Origin of the sequence: Pseudanabaena sp. UWO311 (genome assembly GCF_006937785.1) — a bacterium.
Lineage (GTDB): Bacteria > Cyanobacteriota > Cyanobacteriia > Pseudanabaenales > Pseudanabaenaceae > Pseudanabaena.
In genome coordinates this window covers 149,260-175,278 of record NZ_SJEE01000006.1, presented here as the reverse complement: position 1 = coordinate 175,278, position 26,019 = coordinate 149,260, and the positions used below count along the sequence as shown (strand labels likewise).

The following is a 26,019-nucleotide window of genomic DNA, read 5'->3' as shown; positions in this document are numbered from 1 at the left end:
CTGATTTTGATGATCGTCTTATGTTGAATGCGGCTGGCTTATGGAACTTCTATTTGGACGCTTCTTAAAAACAGATGGAAAGAGCAAAATCCCCTCTAAACATTGCTTTTGTTTCCCAACAGGTCTATTGAAGATGGCATGGTGGAGCTTAGCAATGGTTGTATTTGCTGCACGATCAATGACAGCTTGGTTGATGCTGTATATAACGTTTTAGAACGGCAAGAGCAAATTGATTATATGGTGATCGAGACAACTGGCGTTGCCGATCCTCTGCCGATCGCTTTGACCTTTTTGGGAACAGAACTAAAACATCTCACGCGCCTCGATTCCATCCTTACAGTGATCGATGCGGAGACATTTACTGCCGATCATTTTGGTAGTGAAGCAGCACTTAGTCAGGTGCAATACGGCGATATTGTACTGCTAAACAAAACGGATTTAGTCCCAGAAGCACAAGTTGATCTATTGGAGGCATACCTTCATCAGACTAAATCTAAGGCGAGAATTTTGCGATCGCAACATGGTGAAGTTCCCTTGCCTCTAATCCTAGATGTGGATCTAGCCCCAACTAGTGTTTATCAACAAGTAGAGAGTGAGGATGAGATTCATAAACATGGGCATCACGAACACCATGAACATGAGCATCACGAACATGAACATCATCATCACCACTCTGACCATTTAGCCAATGATGGATTTATCTCTGTCTCATTTCAAAGCGATCGCCAATTTGATCTAGACAAATTCACCTATTTCCTTGATAAGGTAATGCCCGTTGATGTATTTAGAGCTAAAGGGGTTCTTAGGTTTTCCGCTCAAGATATGCGTTTTATTTTCCAATTGAGTGGAAAGCGCTACGAGCTAAACTATGACCATCGCAAGAAGCCTATTGACAATCAATTAGTTCTCATTGGTCGAAACCTTGATGCACAGTTGCTTCAACAACAATTGCAAGAATGCTTGGTATAGAAATGTAAGGTAAAACTCAAAGTGGCGGCGCTTCGCGCCGCCACTTTGAGTTTGGGTTTTGATTTGTCCTAGCTTTATATTGCATTGCTATATAATTTTATCTGAATAATGTAATAGCTAAAAAATGCCTGACAATTGGATTGAGACGCTTAAATATGATGCTCAAGGATTGATTCCTGCGATCGCGCAAGATCACCAAGATGGCACAATTTTGATGATGGCATGGATGAATCGTCATGCTCTGGAATTAACTGTTGCGACTGGTGAAGTCCATTATTGGAGCCGATCGCGTCAAGAGCTATGGCATAAGGGTGCAACTTCGGGGCATATCCAAAAGTTAAAAAAACTCTATTACGATTGCGATCGCGATGTTATTTTGGTCAAGATTGAGCAGGTTGGCGATATTGCTTGTCACACTGGCGCGAGAAGTTGTTTTTTTACAGAAGTTCTGATCGAGATTTGAGAACTTTTTTTAATTACGAGATTTTTTAATTACGAATTACGAATTACGAATTGTTAAATTCATAATTCGTAATTTTTAATTTCCCTTTGTACTTTTTTGAATGCTACCTATAATGCGACATAGTTCTTCTACATCGGGGTATATACTTTCAAATTCTTTTGGCGTCAGGTAGTCGGTATCTTTTAATAATCTTAACCAGTAGCTTGTTTCACGGGCTTCATTATACGCTATGGAAAGTTTAGAGATAAAGTCAGCTTTTGATTGTCCGCCGATCTCTTCTTCAACATTCGCGCCGATGCTTGTTCCCGATCGCAATATTTGTTTGGACAGCACATATTCTTTTTTCGTGTTTATTAGATGTTGATATAGTTTGACGATCCGCACTGCGAAGGCGTAACTTTTTGTTTGGACTACATTTTCAAGTTTCATTTATGAGTGAAATTACAAATTGCGCATTATAAATCAAGAAATTTTAACTCGTAATTCGTAATTCGTAATTCGTAATTAAAAAATCTCGTAATTCGTAATTGATAATTCGTAATTAAAAAAATCGTAATTAAATAATTCTCATATGATTTTTGCCTCAGCATTATTTTTGTTTTTATTCTTACCGCTCACCTTAGTAGGATATTTCCTGATTAGCCCAAAACTTCTCTATCTACGGAATATTTTTCTGCTGATCATGAGCTTGATCTTTTATGCATGGGGAGAACCAGTTTATGTTTTCCTGATGATTTTTTCTGTTTTGCTGAACTATATGGCAGGGCTGATGTTACATCTGCATCGTCAAAAACTGCTTAACTTCATTAAAGAAAAGGAAATACTTTTAATATCTGTTATCAGTAATTTAGGATTGTTGTTCTATTTTAAATACGCTAATTTTTTCGTCAATAACCTCAACGTAGTTCTGCAAAATCTTTCAATCCCACCGATCGCATATTCCCAAGTCCCATTACCAATCGGAATATCCTTTTTTACTTTTCAAGCAATGTCTTACGTGATCGATGTCTATCGTAAAGAAACCGATGTGCAGTTAAATCCCATTAATTGTGGGCTATACGTTAGCCTATTTCCGCAACTCATTGCAGGCCCAATTGTTCGTTATCATGATGTCGCTAAGCAAATTGTGTCACGGACAGTCACCAGACCACAGTTTTCTGCGGGAATTCAGAGATTTATTTTTGGATTAGCCAAAAAAACGATGCTAGCAAATCCATTAGGAGAAGTCGCCGACAAAATCTTTGCCGTACCTGTGCATGAAGTCACCACAGGCATGGCTTGGTTGGGAATTGCTTGCTACACATTACAGGTCTATTTTGATTTCTCAGGATATTCCGACATGGCGATCGGATTAGGACGGCTTTTTGGATTTGAATTTCTAGAGAATTTTAATTATCCATACATTGCCCAATCTATGCGTGACTTTTGGCGAAGATGGCATATTTCTCTATCGACTTGGTTTCGCGACTACCTATATATTCCTATGGGTGGCAATCGTGGCTCTTCACTGCGTACTTATCTCAATTTATGGATCGTATTTCTACTATGTGGGCTATGGCATGGCGCAAGTTGGAACTTTGTAATTTGGGGAGCCTTACATGGAGCTTATTTGGTAATTGAAAGATTGGGCTGGCACAAATATCTCGATCGCTTATGGATACCATTACGACATCTATATACATTATTGCTAGTGATGATTGCATGGGTGTTTTTTCGATCAGAATCCCTGAATCATGCGATCCAATATTTAGGAAGTATGATTGGTATTACCGATGCCGATGGAGTCAAATATTTTACACTTCTCTATTTTGATCTAAAAACCCTAATCAACTTAATTATGGGCTGTATATTAGCAACACCAATAGCAAGTTGGATAGGAATACAATTACAAAAGAGAATTATTACTCCCCAATTCAGCCTTCTTCAAGCAATTTTATATGGTGGATATTATTCACTTTTAGTTAGCCTATTTCTGATTTCCGCCGTCAGTTTAGCCGCAGGAACATATAATCCATTTATCTATTACCGCTTTTAAATCTCTCGCCAGTTTGCTCTATGCACACCGAAAATCATAAAAACAAAGCATCTCGGATATTTGACAATCTATTGATTGTGACTTTTGTAATCGGGCTGTTTTTACCTTTAGTTTTAACTCATAATCGCAAAGAATCAGCGACAGAAAAGCGCAAACTTGCTGAGTTTCCTCAACTGAAGTGGGAGCATCAAACTATGCTCAAATTCCCGTCACAGTTTGAATCGTTCTTTAATGATCATTTCGGATTACGCGATCAGTTAACTCAGGTTTATTCTTTATACAGCATCATATTAAAGAATTCCTCAAATCCTAAAGTGTTGATTGGGTTAGATGATTGGTTGTTTTATGTTAATCCTTCGGAAGGTAATAGTCTTGAGGATTATCGAAGAAATGATCCCTTCACTCCAGAAGAACTCAGAAGCTGGAAAATCGGATTAGAAGCAAAGCATAAGTGGCTGAAGCAACGGGGAATCTCCTATCTCTTTGTAGTTGTGCCTGACAAATACTCTATTTATCCAGAGTATATGCCTGAGCATATTCGTCAAGTTGGGAAACAAACCCGCCTAGATCAACTAATAGAATATATGAAAGATTCGGAGGTTACAGTCCTAGATTTAAGACCTGCATTGCTGGCAGCAAAGCAACAGGGACAATTATTTTATAAAACTGATACTCATTGGAACGATTTTGGCGCTGCGATCGCCCAACATGAAATCATCCGCACCATCCAGAAAGTTTATCCAAATCTGATTCCAAATCTTAGTCCAATTAACTACTCTTGGCAAGATTTTGGATTGATAGAATACAAGTCAGGGGATATTGCGAATATGTTAAATATTTCTTACTTCCTCAAAGAGATGGTTCCTGAACTACGTAAACCATTACCCAGATGCGACAAACAAATTGTAGATAAGCACCCTGAAGATCAAATGAAGGCGACCTTTTTTACAGATTGTCGAATTGATGCACCAAGAGCCTTGATTTTTAGAGATTCATTTTTTATTGCCTTACAGCCCTATATTTCTCAATATTTTGCTAAGACTGTTTATGTTTGGGAATGGCCAGATATTAAATTATTAGAGAAATATCTGCAATACAATCATCCTGACATTGTGATTGAAGCCCGTGTAGAAAGGCATTTAAAATTCATAAAATAATGGCGCTAAGCGTCATTATTTTATGAATCGCATCTATCCAAGCTCACACAACACCAAAACCGCAGTGAGATTGTCATGACCATTGACGATATTTCCTAACTCAATGAGTCTATCTAACCCAGTTTGCAGATCGACTTCCTTGTTTAAAATTGGTAATAAATGCGATCGCCAATTATCGTCGATCGCATCGTTGTCACACAGACCGTCAGAACACAGCAGAAATAAAGTTGGTTCAGTCAGAGTAAAAAACTCAATTGAAGGCTCAAGGCGATCGCTAGGATTAGGCCCAAGAGCTTGGGTAAGTTGATGAGCATCTGGTCTAGACTGCGCTATTTCAGGCTCAATACCAAGATCTATTAATTGGTTGAGAACCTCATGATCGCGTGTTATTTGTTCTAATTTTGGTTCTGCCTCTAGTTTTGATTCTGATTCGAGATTAGGGATATTAGTAACTTTATAGATACGGCTGTCACCTACATGGGCAATTACAACTTCTAGATCATGAATACCCAGAACGACTAGAGTTGTTCCCATTCTGCCCAGAGACTTTCGTTTTTCATTTTCGTTCTTGGTGAAAATTGCTTGATTTGCCTTGCAAATAATCTCATTAAGCTTCTTTTCCCCTGGTAAAGTGTCGATCCAAAATGGACGAAACTGGTCGGTAATAGAATTAACCGCGATCGCACTCGCAACTTCGCCACCGTCATGCCCACCCATCCCATCACACAATACAAACAAACCGCGATAACTGCGATCGCTTATTTGACTTTTGCCATTAATACTGCGCGTTTGAAAAATCGCAACAAAATCATCCTCATTGCGATCGCGTTGTATTCCCACATCTGTCTTGCCAGCATAGCTTATGTCCTTTAGCTGCACAGGAGAAGATACAATCATCGATGTTTCTGAATTAATATCTGCAAAGTCTTCTAAATTGAATTCTGGTGGCAATTCCTCCAGATCTTCTGAGTCATCCCATGATTTCTCTTCTATGTCGCTCACTAATTGAGAAGAAGCCAAATCATGTACCTGAGTTTTGATTGTTTCTAATACAGACTCTAAATTTAATGGTCTTGTTGGTACTGAAGAAGGTTGTAGAGCTTCTTCTCCAAGAATATTTAGAGGGGTATTTATAGCAATTTTAGTACCGCAAAATTGACAAAATTGGTGGCTATCAGGATTTGCAGCTTTACAACTAGGACAGATGCTCATAATTATTATTGCGTTGGCACAATGCTATAAATTTAGGCTAATAATAGAGAAGAAGACTTTAAGGTACTCGCACCATGACTGATTCTACCAGACTCAATCCCGCTGAAGAGATCGTCCTTGGACGAGACTTTATGACACTTTCTCAGCATGTTCTTTCAACGTTTGGGACGTTTTCGGCTGAGGCATACGATCTGAGCGCATTTATGGGACGGATTGGTTTGGCGGGCAAAACGATCGCTCGCCATCTGAGCCGTGCAGGTTTAGTCGAAAATGTGCTTGGGGTCACTGGCGAAGTCAATGTCCAAGGCGAAGCGGTCAAAAATATGGATCGCTATGCCAATCGTGTTTTTCTTCGCGCCTTTGAGCAGAGTGGCTTAGTTTGTCGGCTTGCCTCTGAAGAAATGGAATTACCCTACTATATTCCTGAAAATTGCCCCATTGGTCGCTATACATTGCTTTATGATCCTATAGATGGCTCTAGCAATATTGACGTAAATTTAGCGATCGGTTCGATTTTCTCAATCCGTCAACAGGAAGGGAATGATGAGTCAGGAGAAGCTCTAGATTTATTGCAGTCAGGGCGCAAACAAATCGGTGCAGGTTATATTCTCTATGGCACAAGCACAATGCTGGTTTATTCTCTAGGTAATGGAGTTCATGCCTTTACTCTTGATCCTAGTATTGGTGAATTTATTCTTTCTCAAGAGAATATCCGTATTCCTACAAAAGGTTCTATCTATAGTGTTAATGAAGGTAACTTCTGGCAATGGGAAGAACCAATGCGTGAATATGTAAGGCATATGCATCGACAAGAAGGGAATACAGCACGTTATTCAGGAGCTTTAGTAGCTGACATTCATCGTATTCTCTTTCAAGGTGGTGTATTTCTCTATCCAGGCACAGTTGGTCATGCTGATGGGAAATTGCGATTACTTTACGAGTCTGCTCCTTTAGCCTTTCTAATTGAACAAGCAGGGGGTCGCGCAACTACTGGTACTCAAGAGATTCTCGATGTCGTTCCCAAAAAGCTGCATAGTCGCACACCATTAATTATTGGTAGTTCTGAAAATGTAAAAGTAGTTGAGTCTTTTCTACACGCATAAAAAGATGAGAGGCAGCGCAAAGCGCCGCCTCTCATCTTTTTATGCGGAAATTCCTGCTGACTTGATCGCATAGCGATCGCTTGACTTACCGATCGCAAATCTAAACGACTCATGTATAGTTTTGTTGGACTGCGTAGCAAAAATAACCAGCCCGACAATGCAAAGCCCTGTAGCGATCGCAAAGATATTGGTGATGCCCACAAAGCTAATCATCTTGCCCATAATTGGCCCAGCAAAAGCGATCCCCAGATCAAAGCCGATCCATGTCATCCCAAATACATAGCCTCGCTCTTGTGGAATCGTGCGATCGGCAAGCAACGCCACAATTGCAGGAATCACAATCCCTGAACCAATTCCTTCAGCAACTCCCGACAATAAGAACTCATAGTCATGACTGGCCAAATAGATAATTGCCATCGATAATCCGTAAAAGAATATCCCAATTGAAATGAATATACCTCGCCCCCACTCATCACTGAGTCTTCCAACAGGGAAGCGAATGATAAATCCAGACAATGCAGCTGCCATATAGAATAAACCTGCATTCAGAGCAATATGCTTCTGTTGCATCAAAATTGGCATAAAAGCACTTAGTGTCCCAAAGGATAAGCCAACCAGCAACAGAACTGTAGAAGGAATTCTGACTCTAGGATTAAGGAAAGTCTGCCAAAACTTTGGCTTTACTATAGTGGCTGAGGCGATTTGGCGATCGCGTTCACCACCTTCGTCTTCAATTTGAGTTGTTAACAATAATCCTGCAAAGGCAAGCAATGAAGCAGTGATAAATAGAGGTTGATATCCCCAAGCCTCTTGCATCAAGCCCCCGATCGCAGGACCAAAAGCTAAACCTAAAGGATTTACTAAGCTCATATAGCCAATTATTTCGCCGCGTTGCTCAATTGGCGCAAGGTCTGAGATTAGAGCACTATAGCTCACCGCAAACGCCGCGATACTAATGCCGTGAATGGCGCGAAATAGTATTAATAAAGGTATAGATGGTAATATGGCATAGCATAAAGGAACTATAGCCGCTACGATCAGGCCAATTCTCATGGTGTAGCGTCTACCTTTGCGATCAGAAAGCTTGCCAAGATAGGAACGGCACACGAGCAAGCCAATCGCAAAAGATCCCATGATGATGCCGATTTGATCAAAAGACTGTGTCAAGCTGCGGATATAGAGAGGTAAAGTCGGCAACTGTGATGCCATGCTCGACCAGAAAAATAGACCAGCCCAAAAAATCGCAGCCAGATTTTTGCGAAGGCGAGTATCAAGGTTTGAGAAGGTAGTTAAGGACTGCATGACTCCAATATGACCAATGAATGACCAATAAAATATTGAACCCAAGCCTCTTGAGAGAATTCTTTATTCAAGAACCTTCTACAAATGGCTTGGGCTGCGATTACTTATTTAAGATTGTCTCTTAAGTTACAGATTAAAGATATCAATCAATTGGGTGAATCCTTCTCATCTATTTAGAAAAAACTTTACTAAATAAAGTTTTTTCTAAATAGATCGTATTTAAAGTTTAGCTTTGAGAAACTTTAAATGGAATTGATAAATTAATACTTAACAGGTGCGGGAATAGGAGCGCGATCGCGTCCAGAGGAAGAACGGCGCGAATCATACCCACCGCCATCACGCCCACCGCCATCACGACCACCGCCATCACGACCACCGCCATCACGACCACCAGAGCGAGAACCATTTCCGCCTTGACCACGCTTAATTGGTCTACCACTGTAGGAACCGCCGCCGCCATCACGATCGCGACCACGACCACCCTCAGGGCTATGAGGCTGCTTAGCCAACACTTGTAATGCAGCTTGTTCAGCTTTATCAGATTGCAGTTGGGTATAGGCAAGTTGCAAAGCAGCAGCAGCGATCGCTTGAGGATCGTAATCCTCAACCAATTGCGATACCAAAGGTAAGAAAGAAGCCAAACGCTCGCCTGTCAATGCTTCTAAGATTTGTTCTGTGAAGCGACCAATGCGACGTTCTTGGATTTGAGCGACATTAGGCAATGGCTGAGGAGGAAGAGGCATACCAACTTGCTGCTCTAATTGACGCAACTTGTAGCGCTCTTTTCCAGAAATCAAGGTGATTGCAATACCTTTCTTGCCAGCCCGACCAGTCCGACCGATACGGTGAACATAACGCTCAGGATCATCAGGAATATCGAGGTTAAATACGTGGGTCAAACCATCAATATCTAAACCACGGGCAGCAATATCTGTTGCAACAACCCAACGAACTTGTTGATTGCGGAAGCGGCGCAGGAGAGCTTCACGTTGAGACTGTGAAAGGTTCCCATGATACTCATCGACGCTATGACCAGAAGATTGTAGAACTTCAGTCAGACGACTTGCTGAATCCTTGGTACGCACGAATATAAGTGCTGATGCTGGCGCTTCATATTCCAGAATAGGCAACAGAGCCTCTTCCTTAGTGAGGTGATATGGAACTAGATAAATCTGTTGGTCAATGCGAGTAGGAGTAGAATCTTGACTCTCAACCTTAACAGTAACAGGTGATTTTAAGAAATTCTTGACCAAGCGCTTGACCGCAGGTGGCATGGTAGCTGAGAAGAAAGTACTCTGCTTAGTAGAAGGAGTCGTTACCAAAATTCTCTCTACATCTTGAATGAAGCCCATATTGAGCATTTCATCAGCTTCATCAAGAACAAACCAAGAAAGGTTTTCTAGTTTGAGTTTGCCACGCTCCATTAAATCGATTACTCGACCAGGAGTACCGACAACCACATGAACGCCACGCTCCAATTGAATCATTTGGCGACTGATGTCAGATCCACCATATACAGTCAGGATTTTTGCGCCTGGTTTGGTGTTAAAACTACGAAGCGCCTGACCAACTTGAATAGCCAATTCGCGAGTTGGAGTCAAAATTAGTGCTTGGAGTGAATCACTATTGAGATCTAAACGCTCCAAAATTGGCAGCGCGAAAGCTGCGGTTTTACCAGTACCAGTCTGCGCCTGACCTAGTACGTCTGCTCCTGCGAGCAGTTGGGGGATTGCCTGCTCTTGAATAGCAGTGGGCTCTGTAAAGCCAATGGATTCGAGCTTAGCAACTCGTGCTTCAGAAATACCGAGAGAAAGAAAAGATGAGGGCATGGATGATCCTAAGATTTGCAGCAAATTTGTTCTAAGAACAGTTCGCCTATTCTGCCAATCGCACGGGATAAACAATCACTAACAAAGCCGAAGGACATCTCTGCCCTAAATTTTAAGCGGTTTAAAAAGAGTTTTTCTATGAAAACCTCAGCTTCCAAAGATTAGATTGCTTTGGATAGTCATGCAATGGGAGAAATCAGCAAAATGAAGTTAATTATTCCTAGTATAAACCTTTGTTAAAGATTGTAAACAATCTTTTCGCGGATTTATGTCTATGGTATGGGTGTAAAAAAGTTGATAGTCTACTCTGAGATAGCTTTCCAAGATAAATTAGTCGTCGCCTAAAAGATTTTGTCTGGATGTATCTAACTTGATCCAGAGTTCCTTGATCTGTTGATAAGCTTCATTTGAAGAAATCTTACCTCCAGTTTCTAAGGCACAGATGATCGAAATACGATTAGTAAACTCTTGCAGGTTAGCATTAAAAGCTAAATTTTGTGGCGAAAATTCGCCTCTAAAATTAGAGATGGGGTTTAAGAACCTATCTTTATCAGGATTGGACATCTAGATATAACTCACAGATATAAGTTGGACAGGTTGAGAAGACCTCAAAGATCGCAGACGTAAAAAACTGTAGGGAAAAGCGATTATTCTGCAACCTGCCCGATTATTTCTGATTGCCAGCAAAAAATACAGTAAGACTGCAAGCACAAAGTAACTAATCCGAATTAATTACTATCCGAGCTAAATTGTAGCAAAGGTGAGCAAAACCGCCTGTGCTACGAGATACCTAAATACTCTTAGTTACTAAGTGACTACCGCTCGGAAAATGCTCATTTATACACTAGTTGAATAGTGCTAATTGGTGGCAATAACTTTTTTGAGAGCTCCAGCAAGATTAGATTTGCGACGAGCACCAGTATTACTATGGAGTACGCCACGCTTGACAGCACGATCAATTTTGCTATAAGCCAAAGACTGCTTAGCATTAACTGCCTCTAGGGCTTCAGGCGAAGGATTAGCCTTATAAGCATCTACTGCTTCTAAATAGCTTTTCATTAGAGTCTTGACGGCTGACTTATATGATTTATTATGCAGACGGTTGCGCTCAGCGATCTGAATGCGCTTTTTGGCGGACTTGATGTTTGCCACAGTTTATTCCTTTTAGCGAAATGACATGGTTTAAAGCATTTATCATCGTAACATTTTGATCGGATTTTGCAACCGTAAAACCAATTTACTTTTTAATTAGCTTTTTGAGTGCTTCTTTGATTTGGCTATCTATTTTGACTAATCACATCCACAAACGCCCATGACATACCTAAATTTTGTTTCTTTCTTTGGCATTTTTGGCTTATGCTTCGTGGCTTGGATCTTCTCCGAAGATCGCCGAGTCATCCCTTGGCGGGTCATTGTCTGGGGTATTGGCTTACAGTTAGTACTTGGCTATTTAGTATTTCAGCAACCCCAAACCAGAGAGGGCTTACGATGGTTTAGTGAGTTATTAGATGGGCTCTTTGCCTCAGCGGATACGGGCGCTAGATTTGTGTTTGGGCGTTTGCTTGTACCACCAACAGGGCAAGAGCCTTATGTGTTGTTGCCACTCAGACCTGATGGTACTTGCCCTCCAGGACAGGTTTTATTGGATGATTTAACGAGTGTAGGGAATGCCGCTGCTAATTACTGCACAACCAATCGTTTGGCTTATGTATTTGCATTTCGGGCTTTGCCTGCCGTGGTTTTCTTCTCAGGATTTATGGCTTTACTAGAAAATCTTGGCATTATCCAGAGAGTTGTGGATGTGTTTGCCAAATTATTTTTCTGGACAATGCGGTTGAGTGGTGCTGAGGCTCTGAGCGGTGCGGCGAATATTTTTGTGGGTATTGAAGCTGCGATCGTCGTTAAGCCTTATTTGCCTAAAATGACTCGCAGTGAGTTATGCGCAATTTTGGCTTGTTGCTTTGGGACGGCGGCTTCTTCGACCTTGGCGATTTATGTTAGTTTTTTGCGCCCCGTTTTTCCAAATATTTTGGGGCATTTGGTGTCTGCGTCAATCATTGCGATCCCAGCTTGTTTTGTTCTGTCCAAGATTCTTGTGCCTGAGACAGGTGTACCACTTACTATGGGTGGGATTCCTAAAGAAGACAAGTCTCAGAAATCTGACGAGGATGGTGAACTCGAAAATGCGGGTGGTGAGACAATGAAGCGGATGAGTCCCATGGATGCCACGATTATTGGCGCTTTGGATGGGCTGAAAATGGCTGCTTCGATCGCTGCAATTTTGATCTTGATTGTGGGTTTAGTCGATCTCGTTAATCAAATTTTTGCTTGGCTGGCAACCATCAGCGACATTTTCAAGGTGGTTAACCTACCGAATATTCAAGGAGCTTTATTTTATCCATTGACTCTGTTGACAGGAGTTTCACTAGATGACTCTTGGACTGCTTCGGTAATCATTGGAAGACGTTTGCTAGAGACAGCGATCCCGCCTTATCAAGCTTTGGCTCAGGCGGCAAAGGATGGATTAATTAGCGATCGCACGGTTATCATCGTCAGCTACGCTTTATCTGGTTTTGCCCATTTAGCTTCTGTTGGGATCTTTGTTGGTGGGACGATCTCTTTGATCCCGTCCCGTCGTCGGGATATTTCTGATTTAGGCTGGAAAGCTCTGTTTGTTGGGACTTTGGCAACATTGATGATCTCTTGTATTGCGGGAGTATTTGATGATGGCAGTCCTAGTATTTTGGGAGAAAAGAAAAAAGCTCAACCAGTCCAAGTTAAGCCATCGGCTACAAACTCACCTAGTGCTTCACCCAACGTTTCACCTAGCGCTTCACCCACCGTTTCGCCCAGTGCTTCTCCCACTACTTCACCTAGTGGTTCGCCTAAAGCCTCACCCTCTTTGCCCAACTCACGTTAAAACACTAGTTACAGCACTTTACGCTTTCTCAAAACCCAAGAAATTTTTTGAAAGTGTTGCTAAGCAACACTTTCAAAAAATTTCTTGTACTACATGAAACCTAAACAGGCTGTATATGAAGTTTTAAAATGGCAAAAAATTGCTTTTGGTATTAGTTTAAACTCAAGGTAAAACAATAAAAGCCCTGCTATGCAGGGCTTTTATTGTTGAAATCAAGACTTTATACAAGAGCGCTTACTATTGTTTATTTGTCTTTAAATTGCTGTAATTCAGACTTTAGTTGAGCAATTTCAGCCCGAAGATTATCAATAGTTTCTTGGAGATCATCTGGAGAAATATCTGCATCTTCGGTTGTTACAGTTCCCTTTTGCTGTTCAGCTTTTTCTAGAATTGATTCGACAAAAGTCCGAATTTGTTCGCGTTGTTCAGCATCAAATTTACCTAAAGCGCTTAGGGCATCAGTTACTGTTTCTTCAATGCGATCGATTACAGCCTCAGCAGTGGCTCTACCAATAAAGAAAGCGTCTAATGGTGATTTACTCATGATTTAAATTATTGGGTTTACTTGGTTGGTTACCACTCGTCAATCGAATGTTTCTTGAGAGCTGTTTTTAGTCTGCTACTTCAAATATAGCAACAAAGTCTAAAAGTAGAGGATGTACAAAGCACACACTCAAAGCTCTAGGCTTTAAAAAGGAGCTTTAATTTTTGGCTCTTTATAATCTAACTCTTTCAACTTCTTAAGGATGCGACTAAAGTAATCCTGCATATAGGATTCTAGAGTAGTCATATCTTCTTCTTCCAAACCAAAGATTTTGTAAGTCTCCTTCATATCTGCATCAAGGGGAATACCACTAGCAAGGACTTCGGCGTAGGTCATGCGCTCGGCAAAGCTCCAGCCAAATTCAAAGCCAAGAGCAATTTTACGGGCAAATCGTAGCAATCCGATGGGCATATTTGCGGTTTTTCTAGTGCGTCCCGACATTCTTTCGCAAAGCTTGATGATTTCGCTAGGCTGCCATGCCTTAAGCCCTGCGATCGCAAAAGATTGGCGCTCAGTTTCTTTGACAGTTAGGGCGCGAACGGCAAACTTTGCGATATCTTGAGTATTCATATAAGCGATCGGTGAAGACTCGCCACCAATCCAAATTGTCTGATTTTCAAGGATGGGGATCGCATATTCGCCAATCAAGTTTTGGAAAAATCCACAGGGCTTGAGAATTGTGTAGTTGAGATCCGTAGATGCAAGAAATTTTTCGGTGCAATTCTTGATATCCATCAGCGGGACATTTGGATATTTTTCGGCATTGAGAATGGAGAAAAAGACGAAACGTTCAACTTTCGCGCGTTCGGCAGCTTGGATCAATGAAACTTTACCAAGCCAATCGACATCTTTAATTCGCATTGATCCTGTAGCACGAGTTGTAGCTGCGTCAATAACTTCGGTGACTCCTTCAAGCGCATCATCTATACTCTGAACATTGTTCAGGTTTCCTGCTACTAGATCTGCACCCCATTCTCTGAGGAAGTTTGCTTTTTTAGGATAACGAACAAAACATTTAACTTTTAGCCCCCGATCCAGTGCGTGACGGGTGATTTGACGACCTAATGTACCTGTCGCACCGACGATCAGTAAGCTCATAAAATTTTTTTATTAAATTGACTTTGTAAACATATATAAATCTAACAGATATTTGGCGACATCTTTTGGTAAGCGATATTAGCAATCGCGATATCTATCTACAGGCAGTAACCTAACCCTCAAAAGAGGTAGGAAGCGCCCATTACTCTCTATCTTTTTTTGTTTATCAATGGAGATCTCGATATTGCTTAGGAATGAAAATTAATTAACTTGTGCAATTAAAACCAAAATTTGTTGGGGCGGGCTTCGCCCGCCCCAACAAATTTTGGTTTTAATTAATTTTCATTCCTTATGTAACTGAATATTACAAAAATGCTGGCTAGCAAGAAGAATTATTGAGAACTATCAACGTATTTGAGTGGCTAATGTAGGCTAGCAATCATTAAGCATCAAAAATTTTTATCTCAATAGTCGGTATTTTAAAAAATGTACAATAAATCTACTAAAGATCCTGTAGTTGCAGCAGTTACAGCAGGTTTGGGTGCAGGAGCAGTTGCTTGTTTTAGTGTTAGTCAAGGTCAAAATATTTTTGTAGCGATCGGGGTGACAGCTTTTGCTACCACAGTTGCTTTAATTGTTGATCGCTTGTTTTTTAACTAAGACCAATAATTCATAAATAAAATATATAGAGGTGTGCAAAGTACGCCTCTATTATTTTGAAGTAGTGAATTTATATCTATAGGGATCGGTAGAAAATTGAGCACTGAACTTAAAAAATTCTTAGTGTGGGGCAGCTATTGCGAAAATGTACTAGAAAAACGTGCACCTTTTCGCCAAGTCCATCTTGATAACATCAAAGCCATGTACGAATCTGGCAGATTACTAACAATTGGACCAACTCAAGATTTGACCAAAGTATTTGCAGTTTATGTTGCAATCGATATAGCGGCGGCGCGGCAGTTGGTTGAAGCCGATATTTATTGGCAGAATGGCATTTGGACTGATTACGAAATCCATGAATGGACTCAGGTTTACTAAAGAGTAAAAGGCGAAGCTTCGCGTCACCTTTTACTCTTTAGAACTTATAGTAATTTCTGACCTAAAAAGAATAAAAGCGTTGCGAAGCAACGCTTTTATTCTTTTTAGGTTGGAGTTTGAGCGCAAAGCGCTGGTAAAGGTCACTTAACGACCTTTTATTGTTTATGATCAGGATCATCGTCCATAGGACTAGCAGTAAAATGCTTGAAGAGAATTCTGCTTGTCCCAGCGATCGGCGGAGCGATGATTGCGCCAACTACTCCAAAAAGCTCTGCCCCAACAATAATTGAGAGCAAAAGCTCAAAGGCATCAAGATTTAGGTAAGGTGCAACTAGCCAAGGCTGAAGGATAAAAGCTTCGATCTGCTGAAGTGCAAAGCAAATAAATATGGCGATCGCACCTTTGTTAAAATCAACGCCCCATGCCGCGATAAAAATTGCGACTAAAGCCATCAGTCCCCCAATATAAGGAATTAAATTGGCGATCGCCACCAATAGCCCCAAGGCTCCTGAGTAGGGAATTCCAAAGAGAGAAAGTGTCAAATAGGTGCAAAAGCCAAGCAAACTAGAAGTGCCAACCCTCCCCACCACATAGGCTCCGAGACATCGGGTAATCGGCGGAATCAGAATTTCTACCTGTTGGCGAATCTCACTAGAAAAAGGACGTAAACACCTACGCACCAAACTATCAGAATGGATCACCATATATGCAGCAATCAACAGGCTCAAAATGCCAACCCCGATCGCATTCACAATTTGCAAAGTAAATACAAAAGTCTGCCCAACGATATCTTTGCCAAAATTTTGGGCTTGATCTAATAATGGCTGAGTTTGCAAAATGCGACTGAGTTGGTCTGGACTAAAATTAAACATCCCCCCTTGTGGTAATTGAATTTGCTCTAACAAATTTGGCAGTTTAATAAAAAATTGCCCAAGTTCCAGAATGATCTGGGGAGCTGGAGTGATCGCTAAAATGATCACGATCAATAAAAACAAGTAAAGCATCACCACAGCCCACACCCGATTTAAGCCAATTTTCCAGCTCTTAAACCTAATGCGAAAACTTGTGAGTTGCTCAACAATTGGTGTGATCGCTCCAGCTAAAAAAATACTAGTCAGCAATAATTGCAAAGTCTGTCTCAACCTAAAGGCAAGATAAATTGCCACAGCAATGATCACAATGCGCTTTAGATATTTACTAAGAAAACTTTTGCCATTTAACACAGTTATTATTTATCTCTGACTGGCAGTTTACTAAAGAGAGGGCAGAGCTTCTTGCCACCGCTACTTATAATTACCATAGCTAGCCACTCAATTACTAAAAAATTCACATGAACTATGGGTATGAAGCGATCGCGATCGGGCGACGTATTTTATTAGAGCTATTTCGCACATATCGGACTTTGTTATTGTGGGTGATCTTTCCGATCTCAATGCTGTTACTGAATGGCTTTGTCTTAGCAGAAGGCTCAAAAATTACGACTGTTGAATCCTTTAAACTATCTGCCCCTGCGACACTAATTGGTTCAGCTTTATTTTTTAGTTGTCTTGGTGGCACAATGTCCACGATTGTCTCAGAGCGAGAAAGCCTTACCATTAAGCGTTTATTAATTTCGCCTATTAATGGAATTTCATACTTTCTTGGTATTTTCTTTGCCTATGCAGCGATCGGCATAGGACAGACCTTAATCATTTATACAGTTGCTGCGTTTTGGGAAGTACGCTTTAGTGGTTCGATCGCTTTAGGGATTTTTGTGATTTTGGCAAGTATTGGATCATATGTGGGCATTGGATTTGTGCTAGCGACAAAATTTGCTCGTAAGGTCGAAGATGTCAATTCTTTGGTTGCAGGGGTGGGCGTGCCACTATTAATTTTAGGTGGGGCATTCTTCCCAACCACATTCTTATCAAAAGATTTACTTTTAATTACTCAGTTTAATCCTGTCTATCACATGAGCGAGGCATTTACAGCCCTCTCAACTGATAGCAAAACCCTGTCAAACCCAGATATGGTGATCCATCTTCGATTTTTAGTTGGCTTTTTTGTCGTGGCGATCGCCGCAGGCTGGCTTGCCTATAAACGCATGTTACAAACTGAAAGTCATTTATAAAAAAGCCAAAAGCAGAAAAAGATTGGAGCACTTTTTCTGCTTTTTAGCATTAAGTTGCTATATTAGGCACTTCTATAAATTAATCAGGCTATATAGATAGCCGTCAGTAGTCATGTTGAGACAACTTCAAACCCCCAAAGAGATTTGCGCCGCAAGGCGCAAATCTCTTTGGGGGGGTCACTTCTTGAAAGTTTAAACACAATTTCGAGAAGTGACATTAAACTTGGCGGCAGCTATAAATCCTTTAAAAACACTTTATGCGTGAACTATATACAGCGATTGAGCCATATAGACAGGGACTACTCAAGGTCTCCAATTTACATACCATTTATTTTGAAGAGTCGGGAAATCCTCAAGGTAAACCCGTAGTGATTTTGCACGGAGGCCCAGGGGGAGGGAGCCAACCAATTTATCGACAATATTTTAATCCTAATTTGTGGCGGATTGTCCAGTTTGATCAGAGAGGTTGTGGCAAAAGTACACCTCATGCTGAACTCTCCGAGAACACCACATGGCATTTAGTCGAAGATATTGAGACTTTGCGTAAACATCTTAATATCAATGACTGGGTAATATCTGGTGGGAGTTGGGGCAGTACACTCGCTCTTGCATACAGTCAAACTCATCCTCAATATTGCCAAGCCTTAATTTTGCGAGGCATTTTTATGCTGCGTCGTAAAGAACTAGCTTGGTTTTATCAAGAGGGTGCAGGTTATTTTTTCCCTGAAGCTTGGGAACAATACGTTGAAATAATTCCTAAGGTCGAACGTCACGATATGATCGCCGCCTATTATCGTCGCCTCATTAGTGATGATCAACATTTGCGATCGCGAGCAGCCCGCACTTGGTCAATTTGGGAAGCCAGCACTAGTAAGCTCATTCCAGACCTAGACCTAATAGCTCGCTTTGGAACTGAAGATTTTGCTGATGCCTTTGCGAGGCTTGAATGCCACTACTTTATTAACAAAGGATTTTTTATGTCAGAAATGCAGCTCTTAGAAAATGTTGATCGCATTCGGCATATTCCCACAACTATTGTCCAAGGTCGCTATGATGTTGTCTGCCCGATGTTTACGGCTTGGGAACTGCATCAAGCTTTTCCAGAAGCTGAGTTTATTGTCGTGCCTGATGCTGGGCACTCCATGATGGAGGTAGGTATTCGGAGTGTGTTAATTGAAGCAAGCGATCGCCTCAGCAAATAAATGCCTTCATATGAACTGTTGCTGAGCTAGTTGTAGCAGGGAAAAGACTAAAAAAGACTAACGGGTGAGATGATGGCGGACAAGAAACAGGGCACATCCAGTATCAGTATTATTACTCAATTTTATCCACCAGACTATGCAGCAACAGGTCAATTTATATATGACTTAGCAGGGGCTTTAGCTCAAGAAGGATTTGAAGTAAGTGTGTTTACTGGTATGCCAGGATATGCGTTTAGACAGACAGATGTAAAGCACGAAGAGCATGATAACGGGGTATTTGTGCGTCGTACTGGCTCTATTCATCTAATGTCTAAACGTATTCGCAACAAAGTTTTTGGCAGTGTCCTATTTATAGCGCGATGTGTAGTTAAGTGTCTGAGTAAAGATATTCGTGGCTCACATTTGGTATTAACTTCTGCGCCACCATTTTTGGGATTAATCGGATGGTTTTACAATAAAATCTTTGGCTATACCTATAGCTGCATTATTTATGACATTTATCCTGAAGTGGCAGTGCGCTTAAAAGTAGTTGCTCTTGATCATTGGATCGTCAAATTTTGGGAATTTGCAAACCGTAAGGTTTGGGATAGATCGGAATCCTTGATTGTTCTCAGTGAGCCAATGAAGCAGCTATTGATTGAAAAATATAAAAATCTCGCGGACAAGATTCATGTTATTCATAGCTGGGCTGATCCTAAATTCATTATCCCAATCGCTAAATCAGAAAATTGGTTTGCCAAACTATATGGGTTAACTGATTGCTTTGTTGTAATGTATTCAGGTAATTTGGGGCGTTGTCATGATAGTCAAACGCTCCTTAAATGTGCCCAATTACTAATTAGCCGCACTGACATCAAATTTGTGTTTATTGGTAACGGCGTAGGTTCGCAGATTATTAAACAAGCGATCGATTCAGGGCAACTACCCAATGTGCTGCAATTGCCTTACCAAGATCGAGAAGTTTTGCCATACTCCTTGACTGCTTGTGATCTCTCGTTAGTGAGTATCTTGCCGAACGTTGGCGATACGATCGCCCCATCAAAAATTTATGGCATTTTAGCCGCTGCAAAACCTGTGGCAGTGATTTGCCCCAAAGATAATTATCTGCGAGAAATTGTGGATCAAGGTAATTGTGGCAGTTGTTTTGAGAATGGTGATGCACAGGAATTAGCGGATTATATTTGCTGGCTAGCCGATAATCCGCACATGCAAGAAAAACTCGGCAAGAATGCACGCAAATTATTAGAGCGTCACTACACAATTGATCAAGCTATTCCCAAATATATCAATGCTTTGGGGCTAAGAGAGCAATGTCCAGATTCTGTTGAACAAAATCAACCAAGTCTTTTGTAACCCCAAAAAGAGGATGCGGCGTGAAGCGCCGCATCCTCTTTTTGGGGTTATATGACTATGCGACAAAAGCTTGTTCAATATATGTCTGTAAGCAAAAATTTGCTGATGTTGTGCGACGTACTAGAGCAACATCAAACCGACAGGCAAGTTCAGATAGTTGGGGATTTTGCGCTAAAAATATAGAGGCAGCTTTAATTAGTTTGGCTTGTTTCTTGGGGGTAATTGCTAGGCTGCCATCAGCATCCCAATTATGAGCGCTGCGGGTTTTTACCTCGATAAATAGCAGCCATTGGCGATCGCAAGCAATCAAATCTAACTCTCCCCACCGACAACGCCACTGAGTTTCTAAAATTTCCCAACCATTATCTTGTAGGAGTTTGGCTACCAACATCTCCCCGCGATCGCCTACTTCTTTTACCATAAACTTGATATTACTTCCCTTCTCACGCAAAGAATAGGTGTTATAAAGTGAATAATCAGTGGTGCACGGCTTCGCAGCTCACCACTGATTATTCACTGAGAAGGGAGTAAAACTCAGCTATTATCAAAATTATGAAAATTACAGTTTTTTCGTTACGCAATTTTATTTTCAAGGCGATAAATACGCTGCTATGTCTATTTCTAATCTTGACATTTGCAAATCCAGTTTTGGCTGATGTATATGTTAAAGCTTTTCTCCAAGGAGCTGACTTTTCAGAGCGATCACTTCAAGGCTATCAGTTTAATGAATCTGATTTACGAAATACATCATTTGTCAATGCTGACGCGCAAGGAGTCAGCTTTTTTGCTGCCAATATGAAAGAGGCAAACTTTACAGGCGCAAATCTCAGCTATAGCACGCTTGATAATGCCCGTCTTGATAAGGCAAACTTAACAAATGCCGTAATTCAAGGTTCATTTGCTTACGGTACTTCTTTTAATAACGTGATAATTGATGGTGCAGACTTTACGGATGTGGATTTACGTCTGCCAGTTCGTCTAAAGCTCTGTCTATCAGCGAAAGGACAAAACCCTGTGACTGGAAGACTGACCCGAGAAACTCTTGAATGCGACTAAGTTCGACTTTATGAGCTTTAAGTCTTAACTTTAAGGGAAATTGCCATATTTGTATGAAGTTAACCTAGCTTAGGGAGTATGATTCTCTGTGTGCATAGCACAGAATTTTTGTGAACTATTTGTAAATAAATGGTCTGGCTGAATACAAATATTTGATCTCTGTGCTAACAATAATTGTTCTGAGGATTGCCCTGCCTATCAGTATATGCAGTTAAATGAAACTTCCAATGACCTATCAAGTGGCAGATTATTACAAAGAAGCTTATTGCCACAAAGCTTGCCTGCTTACCCGGGGCTAGATATTGCTGCGGAAGTATGGACAGCAGTAGATCTTGGTGGCGATTATTATCAGTTTTTAGAGCAATCAGGGACACTAGCTGTTGCGATCGCGGATTCTTCTGGCAAGTCAGTTGCTGGGGCAATCCATGCTGCTTTATTTAAAGGACAGCTTGATGCCTATGGACAGCAAGGCAGGTTGCAAAATCCAGCCTCAATGCTCAATTCTTTAAATCAATTGCTATGCAAAAGTGGTACTGATGATGCGATCGCCTTTTGTTATGGTGCACTTAACCTGTTTACCTATGAACTGCATATAGGTAATGCTGGCATTCCTGGCCCATTAATTTATCGTGCTGAGACTAATACTTGTGAAGAAGTGGTCAACCCTGCGATCGCGCTAGGACGTTTTGATAGTGCTACATACAGAGCTACTTCGCGATCTCTTAATGAAGGTGATATCGCGATCTTTTTTAGTGATGGACTATTTGAAGCAACTAGTCCATTGGGGGAGGAGTTTGGCAGATCTAACGGCAGTGATATTTCCCCACTGCGCAAAACTGTAATTGAACTAGCGCAATATCCAGCTAAGGATATTTTACAGGGCTTAAAGGTTGCCCTTGATCAATTCTCAGAACTAGAGTTTCCTGACGACGATGTTTCGATCGTTGTGATCAAACTAAAAAACAAGGTTAAGTTTTCAGAACTGCGTAACTGTCCTTATCTTGAGGCTTTACAGGCATGGCAACGCTCTGAAGAAACCGATGAATCTTGTTTGTTGAGAGGAACTCGTTTGTCTGAATCCCTAGCTTGGGCAGAAGGGCAATCAGAACTACCTAAAATCGATCTTAATTTTTTGGAGGCTTCTCAAAGAGTCAATGAGCGAGAACAATTGATGGCAGATCGTGCCGCCGATGCCGATCGCCTCGAAAAACTTAGCCAAGAGCTAGAAAAGAGCCTAGATGCTGAACGCCGTCAACGCATAATTGCTGAGATGGGTGAAATCAATGAAAAAATTGTTGCTTACACTATTTCATCGGAAGCGCTGTTTCTCTCTAACAATCATATTGAAGCAATGATTGCAGGTGTAATCGGTGGTGTTCAGCTGAAACGCCTTACAACTCAGGTTGATGAAAGTACTCTCGAAAACCTCCGTGCGAACACTCAAATCCGTGCCATAACTGCTTTAGAGCAGGTTGTCTATGGGACTCATGAGTTTAATCGCCTTGAAGGGCATGGGTTTTGGGTTAATAAAGTTTGCTATTCCCGCGATGGTAAGTTGATCGCTTCGGCAAGTAGCGATCGCACCATCAAAATCTGGGATGCCTCAGGAGTTTTATTACAAACCTTAACTAGTCATACCAATTGGGTAACCAGTGTCGCCTTTAGTCCAAACGGCAACCAGCTAGTCTCAGGTAGCCGTGACAATATGGTTAAGATCTGGAACCGAGACGAATCTGTGGAGGGTAAATTTGCTTCCCAACCGATCGCCACTCTAAGAGGACATGAAGGTCCCGTTTTAGATGTATGTTTCAGCCATGATGGTGAGATGATTGCCTCGGCAAGTGAAGATACGACCGTTAAACTCTGGAAAAATGACGGCACGATGATTCGCACTTTACGCGGAGGTCATGATCGCTGGGTTACCTGTGTGGCATTTCATCCTAATAGTAAATCTTTAGTTTCAGGTAGTGCTGATCGCAGTTTAATTGTTTGGAATACCCTTGGTGTAAAACTCAGACATCTACGCGGTCATGACAGCTTCGTCGAAAGTGTTGCCTATGCTCCTAACGGTTTAGCAATTGTTTCTGGAAGCCGCGATCGCACTGTAAAAATGTGGGGATCGGATGGAATTTTACTTAAAACTTTTTATGGACATTCAGACAAAGTCTGGAGTGTTGCCTTTAGTCACGACAATCACACCATTGCTTCAAGTGGATTTGATCGATCAATTCGTGTTTGGGATATTGAACAAGGCTTACAGTATACCTTCCAAGGACATGGTGATGTCGTTCATAGTATTGCTTTTAGTCCCGATGGCAAAACACTTGCATCAGCAAGCAGAGACACCACTGTAAAACTGTGGGCAATTCGTGGCACACCTTTACGTACATTAATGGGGCATACAGATGAAGTTATCTCTGTCGCAGTTAGCCCCAACTCTAAGTTTTTGGCATCTACTTGCAAAGACAAAACTGTTAACCTCTGGAATGCCAATGGTACGCTTGAAGCAGTCTTAGAAGGACATAACGACAAAGTTAATTGTGTCACTTTTAGCCCAGATAGTTCTACGATTCTGACTGCTGCTGCCGATGCCAGTATCAAAATATGGAGGACTGATGGAACTTTAATTGACACAATTAGTGCTCACCGAGCAGAGATTTATAAGGTTGTCTATCGCTGCGATGGTCAGGTATTTGCTTCTTGTAGTGCTGATGGTACTGTCCGAGTTTGGAGCGCTGATGGCAAATGGCTACAGACTCTCACAGGACATACCGCCGAAGTTTACAGTATTGACTTTGCGCCCGATGGCAGTATGCTCGCGTCAGCTAGCAAGGACAAATTAATTAATCTTTGGAGCTGGGATGGCACTCTGCTGGGAACCTTAGACGGACATAGTGCTGAAGTCTATACGATTTGCTTTAACCCCAACGGCAAGATGATTGCTAGTGGCAGTATGGATCAGAGCGTGAAACTTTGGAGCATTGAAGGGCAATTAATTAAAACCTTAAATGGTCATAGTGCTGAAGTCACTAGTGTTTGTTTTAGTCCCGACGGGAAATCGATTGTTTCCGCTAGTGAAGATTCGACAATTCAATTTTGGAGTGGCGACGGCACGCTTTTGCGAACATTTAATGGGCATCAAGGCCCCGTGCGCAGTGTCTGCTTTAGTCCCAATGGCAAGATTTTGGTGTCATCTGGGGAGGATCATAAAATCATTATGTGGAATCTCGATCTAGAAAATCTCCTCATGCGTGGATGCCAATGGTTGCAAGAGTATTTAAGAACGAATATTAATGTTTCCGAAGAGGATAAGCGCACTTGCCTAGGTGGATGTGGATGGCTCTATAAACATCTCAAATCCACACCTCCATCTTAAAAAATGACAGACAGCGTTAATCGCCACCTATCATTTTCCAATAAATTGGGTTACCTACAGTAAAAGTGAAAATAAGGTAAAAATGAAAATTGTGCAAATCTTTTGATTGTTATGTTGGCGATTCCTTTAGCTTGGCTACAACTTACCTATCAAAAAGGTCGTCTAGCGATCGCGATCGCAGGCATTATGTTTGCTGTAATTTTGATTGCAATGCAGCTAGGTTTTCGGGATGCTTTATTTAAGAGTGCAGTTCTGCTGCATCTGAATCTGCGCAGCGATTTGGTGCTAATTCATCCTAGCTCTAACAACTTGTTGAATCTCAAACAGTTCTCTCGCCGTCGCCTCTATCAAGCTGGTGGTTTTACAGGCGTAAAGTCTATCTATCCTGTGTACATTGGCTTAGCAATCTGAAATGCCTCTGAACTTGGCGTAAAGGAAGATATCCTCGCAGTCGGTGTGTCTCCTCAAGCAAATCCATTCCTATTCCCAAATATCAAACCAGATTTAGATAAAAACCTGCTTCCTGATGTTGTCCTGTTTGATCGCGGATCGAGAGAAGATTTTTATGGATCGGTTGCTTCTGAATATGAAGCCGCGATCGCTCAAGGGAAAATCCTCACTAAAGAAGTTGCCAACCGCACCGTCACAATTAGTGGCTTGTTTACCATGGGAGTCTCTTTTGCTGCCAATGGCACATTTATTACCAGCGAACAAAATTTCCTGCGTATTTTCCCAGATCGCCTTGTCGGCAATATTAGCTTAGGTTTAGTCCAGTTAGAAAAAGGTGTGGATGCGATCGCGGTTCGAGATGCGATGCAATCGCAGTTAGATCAAGACGTAAAAATATTAACTAAACAAGAATTTATCGACCTTGAGCTAAATTATTGGTCGGAGGCAACGCCAATTGGTTTTATCTTTGGCTTAGGCGTGACAATGGGATTTATTGTCGGTGTGGTGATTGTCTATCAAGTTTTATACAAAGATGTCTCCGATCATCTTGCTGAATATGCGACTCTTAAAGCGATGGGATACAGTAACTTTTATTTGTTTCGCTTAGTTTTGCAAGAATCTTTGCTGTTATCTTTTTGTGGATTTGTGCCAGCTCTTTTAATTTGTGCAGTTCTCTATAACCTGACTCAAAATGCTACGGGCTTATTAATGGAATTGAATAGCGATCGCATTGCGCAATTATTTTTTCTTACGATTGCTATGTGTTCTATTTCGGGTACATTATCACTCCGTAAAGTTCAAACCGCCGATCCTGTGGAGATTTTTAATTAAAATTAAAAAAAAGCCTCGCTTTGCGAGGCTT

24 protein-coding genes and 1 pseudogene are annotated in these 26,019 nt (G+C 41.2%); 15 read left to right on the top strand and 10 right to left on the bottom strand.

What is annotated here, in order from left to right; all coding sequences use genetic code 11:
- The first annotated feature begins 138 nt into the window (after nt 1-138).
- Together PseudUWO311_RS07605 and hisI are read left to right on the top strand one after the other, a co-directional pair.
- Nucleotides 139-969, top strand: coding sequence for a CobW family GTP-binding protein (locus PseudUWO311_RS07605; RefSeq protein WP_223807493.1), 831 nt, complete (start codon nt 139-141; stop codon nt 967-969).
- Between the two features lie 124 nt (nt 970-1,093).
- Nucleotides 1,094-1,432, top strand: a complete 339-nt coding sequence (gene hisI / locus PseudUWO311_RS07600; RefSeq protein ID WP_142654591.1) for a phosphoribosyl-AMP cyclohydrolase — start codon at nt 1,094-1,096, stop codon at nt 1,430-1,432.
- Nucleotides 1,433-1,507: 75 nt separating this feature from the next.
- Here the strand turns inward: hisI and PseudUWO311_RS07595 are convergent, their stop codons facing one another.
- Nucleotides 1,508-1,861 (bottom strand): four helix bundle protein, encoded by a 354-nt coding sequence (locus PseudUWO311_RS07595; RefSeq protein ID WP_142654590.1) that lies wholly within the window; start codon nt 1,859-1,861, stop codon nt 1,508-1,510.
- Between the two features lie 142 nt (nt 1,862-2,003).
- Here PseudUWO311_RS07595 and PseudUWO311_RS07590 point away from each other — a divergent pair, with 142 nt between their 5' ends.
- On the top strand, nt 2,004-3,467 hold the full coding sequence (locus PseudUWO311_RS07590; protein ID WP_142654589.1) for an MBOAT family O-acyltransferase: 1,464 nt from the start codon (nt 2,004-2,006) through the stop codon (nt 3,465-3,467).
- 20 nt (nt 3,468-3,487) lie between these two features.
- Complete coding sequence (locus PseudUWO311_RS07585; protein WP_142654588.1) at nt 3,488-4,624, top strand: alginate O-acetyltransferase AlgX-related protein; 1,137 nt, start codon at nt 3,488-3,490, stop codon at nt 4,622-4,624.
- Between the two features lie 33 nt (nt 4,625-4,657).
- Here the strand turns inward: PseudUWO311_RS07585 and PseudUWO311_RS07580 are convergent, their stop codons facing one another.
- On the bottom strand, nt 4,658-5,836 hold the full coding sequence (locus PseudUWO311_RS07580; RefSeq protein WP_142654587.1) for a protein phosphatase 2C domain-containing protein: 1,179 nt from the start codon (nt 5,834-5,836) through the stop codon (nt 4,658-4,660).
- Between the two features lie 74 nt (nt 5,837-5,910).
- On the opposite strand from PseudUWO311_RS07580, the gene fbp reads away from it, so the two are divergent.
- Nucleotides 5,911-6,939, top strand: a complete 1,029-nt coding sequence (gene fbp / locus PseudUWO311_RS07575) for a class 1 fructose-bisphosphatase (RefSeq protein WP_142654586.1) — start codon at nt 5,911-5,913, stop codon at nt 6,937-6,939.
- Between the two features lie 39 nt (nt 6,940-6,978).
- Here the strand turns inward: fbp and PseudUWO311_RS07570 are convergent, their stop codons facing one another.
- From PseudUWO311_RS07570 to rpsT, 4 genes are all read right to left on the bottom strand, one after another.
- The gene (locus PseudUWO311_RS07570; RefSeq protein ID WP_223807490.1) at nt 6,979-8,286 is read right to left on the bottom strand and encodes an MFS transporter; all 1,308 of its coding nucleotides are present in this window, start codon (nt 8,284-8,286) and stop codon (nt 6,979-6,981) included.
- A gap of 215 nt (nt 8,287-8,501) precedes the next feature.
- Nucleotides 8,502-10,070 (bottom strand): DEAD/DEAH box helicase, encoded by a 1,569-nt coding sequence (locus tag PseudUWO311_RS07565; RefSeq protein ID WP_142654584.1) that lies wholly within the window; start codon nt 10,068-10,070, stop codon nt 8,502-8,504.
- Nucleotides 10,071-10,400: 330 nt separating this feature from the next.
- Nucleotides 10,401-10,634, bottom strand: a complete 234-nt coding sequence (locus PseudUWO311_RS07560) for a hypothetical protein (protein WP_142654583.1) — start codon at nt 10,632-10,634, stop codon at nt 10,401-10,403.
- Between the two features lie 294 nt (nt 10,635-10,928).
- Complete coding sequence (rpsT, locus tag PseudUWO311_RS07555) at nt 10,929-11,222, bottom strand: 30S ribosomal protein S20 (RefSeq protein WP_142654582.1); 294 nt, start codon at nt 11,220-11,222, stop codon at nt 10,929-10,931.
- Nucleotides 11,223-11,382: 160 nt separating this feature from the next.
- Here rpsT and PseudUWO311_RS07550 point away from each other — a divergent pair, with 160 nt between their 5' ends.
- A complete protein-coding gene (locus tag PseudUWO311_RS07550) occupies nt 11,383-12,990 on the top strand; it encodes a nucleoside transporter C-terminal domain-containing protein (RefSeq protein ID WP_142654581.1) in 1,608 nt (535 codons plus the stop codon).
- A 244-nt stretch (nt 12,991-13,234) separates the two neighbouring features.
- Here the strand turns inward: PseudUWO311_RS07550 and PseudUWO311_RS07545 are convergent, their stop codons facing one another.
- Nucleotides 13,235-13,534 carry a DUF6825 family protein gene (locus PseudUWO311_RS07545; protein WP_142654580.1) on the bottom strand — a complete coding sequence of 100 codons (300 nt, stop codon included), beginning with the start codon at nt 13,532-13,534 and terminating at the stop codon, nt 13,235-13,237.
- A 144-nt stretch (nt 13,535-13,678) separates the two neighbouring features.
- Entirely contained in the window at nt 13,679-14,632 is a 954-nt protein-coding gene (locus PseudUWO311_RS07540; protein WP_142654579.1) for an NmrA family NAD(P)-binding protein, read from the bottom strand.
- 426 nt (nt 14,633-15,058) lie between these two features.
- Here PseudUWO311_RS07540 and PseudUWO311_RS23960 point away from each other — a divergent pair, with 426 nt between their 5' ends.
- Both PseudUWO311_RS23960 and PseudUWO311_RS07535 read left to right on the top strand, forming a co-directional pair.
- Nucleotides 15,059-15,232, top strand: coding sequence for a hypothetical protein (locus tag PseudUWO311_RS23960; protein ID WP_181016196.1), 174 nt, complete (start codon nt 15,059-15,061; stop codon nt 15,230-15,232).
- Between the two features lie 96 nt (nt 15,233-15,328).
- Nucleotides 15,329-15,610 carry a YciI family protein gene (locus PseudUWO311_RS07535; RefSeq protein ID WP_223807489.1) on the top strand — a complete coding sequence of 94 codons (282 nt, stop codon included), beginning with the start codon at nt 15,329-15,331 and terminating at the stop codon, nt 15,608-15,610.
- A gap of 155 nt (nt 15,611-15,765) precedes the next feature.
- Here the strand turns inward: PseudUWO311_RS07535 and PseudUWO311_RS07530 are convergent, their stop codons facing one another.
- Nucleotides 15,766-16,833: an AI-2E family transporter gene (locus PseudUWO311_RS07530; RefSeq protein WP_142654578.1), complete on the bottom strand. Its 1,068-nt coding sequence runs from the start codon at nt 16,831-16,833 to the stop codon at nt 15,766-15,768.
- Between the two features lie 107 nt (nt 16,834-16,940).
- On the opposite strand from PseudUWO311_RS07530, the gene PseudUWO311_RS07525 reads away from it, so the two are divergent.
- The 3 genes from PseudUWO311_RS07525 to PseudUWO311_RS07515 all read left to right on the top strand — a co-directional run bounded on the left by PseudUWO311_RS07525 (nt 16,941) and on the right by PseudUWO311_RS07515 (nt 20,275).
- Nucleotides 16,941-17,720 (top strand): ABC transporter permease, encoded by a 780-nt coding sequence (locus PseudUWO311_RS07525; protein ID WP_142654577.1) that lies wholly within the window; start codon nt 16,941-16,943, stop codon nt 17,718-17,720.
- A gap of 257 nt (nt 17,721-17,977) precedes the next feature.
- Nucleotides 17,978-18,922: a prolyl aminopeptidase gene (pip, locus tag PseudUWO311_RS07520; protein ID WP_142654576.1), complete on the top strand. Its 945-nt coding sequence runs from the start codon at nt 17,978-17,980 to the stop codon at nt 18,920-18,922.
- A gap of 69 nt (nt 18,923-18,991) precedes the next feature.
- Nucleotides 18,992-20,275, top strand: a complete 1,284-nt coding sequence (locus tag PseudUWO311_RS07515; protein WP_223807488.1) for a glycosyltransferase family 4 protein — start codon at nt 18,992-18,994, stop codon at nt 20,273-20,275.
- A gap of 55 nt (nt 20,276-20,330) precedes the next feature.
- Here the strand turns inward: PseudUWO311_RS07515 and PseudUWO311_RS07510 are convergent, their stop codons facing one another.
- Nucleotides 20,331-20,696, bottom strand: a complete 366-nt coding sequence (locus PseudUWO311_RS07510; RefSeq protein ID WP_142654575.1) for a YraN family protein — start codon at nt 20,694-20,696, stop codon at nt 20,331-20,333.
- 131 nt (nt 20,697-20,827) lie between these two features.
- Here PseudUWO311_RS07510 and PseudUWO311_RS07505 point away from each other — a divergent pair, with 131 nt between their 5' ends.
- The 4 genes and pseudogenes from PseudUWO311_RS07505 to devC all read left to right on the top strand — a co-directional run.
- Nucleotides 20,828-21,331 (top strand): pentapeptide repeat-containing protein, encoded by a 504-nt coding sequence (locus tag PseudUWO311_RS07505; protein WP_142654574.1) that lies wholly within the window; start codon nt 20,828-20,830, stop codon nt 21,329-21,331.
- A 205-nt stretch (nt 21,332-21,536) separates the two neighbouring features.
- Nucleotides 21,537-24,707, top strand: a complete 3,171-nt coding sequence (locus PseudUWO311_RS07500) for a SpoIIE family protein phosphatase (RefSeq protein ID WP_142654573.1) — start codon at nt 21,537-21,539, stop codon at nt 24,705-24,707.
- Between the two features lie 111 nt (nt 24,708-24,818).
- Nucleotides 24,819-25,118: a hypothetical protein gene (locus PseudUWO311_RS24340; protein WP_223807487.1), complete on the top strand. Its 300-nt coding sequence runs from the start codon at nt 24,819-24,821 to the stop codon at nt 25,116-25,118.
- 21 nt (nt 25,119-25,139) lie between these two features.
- Nucleotides 25,140-25,988 (top strand): annotated as a pseudogene (gene devC, locus PseudUWO311_RS07495) (ABC transporter permease DevC); the annotation flags it as partial.
- Nucleotides 25,989-26,019: the final 31 nt, after the last annotated feature.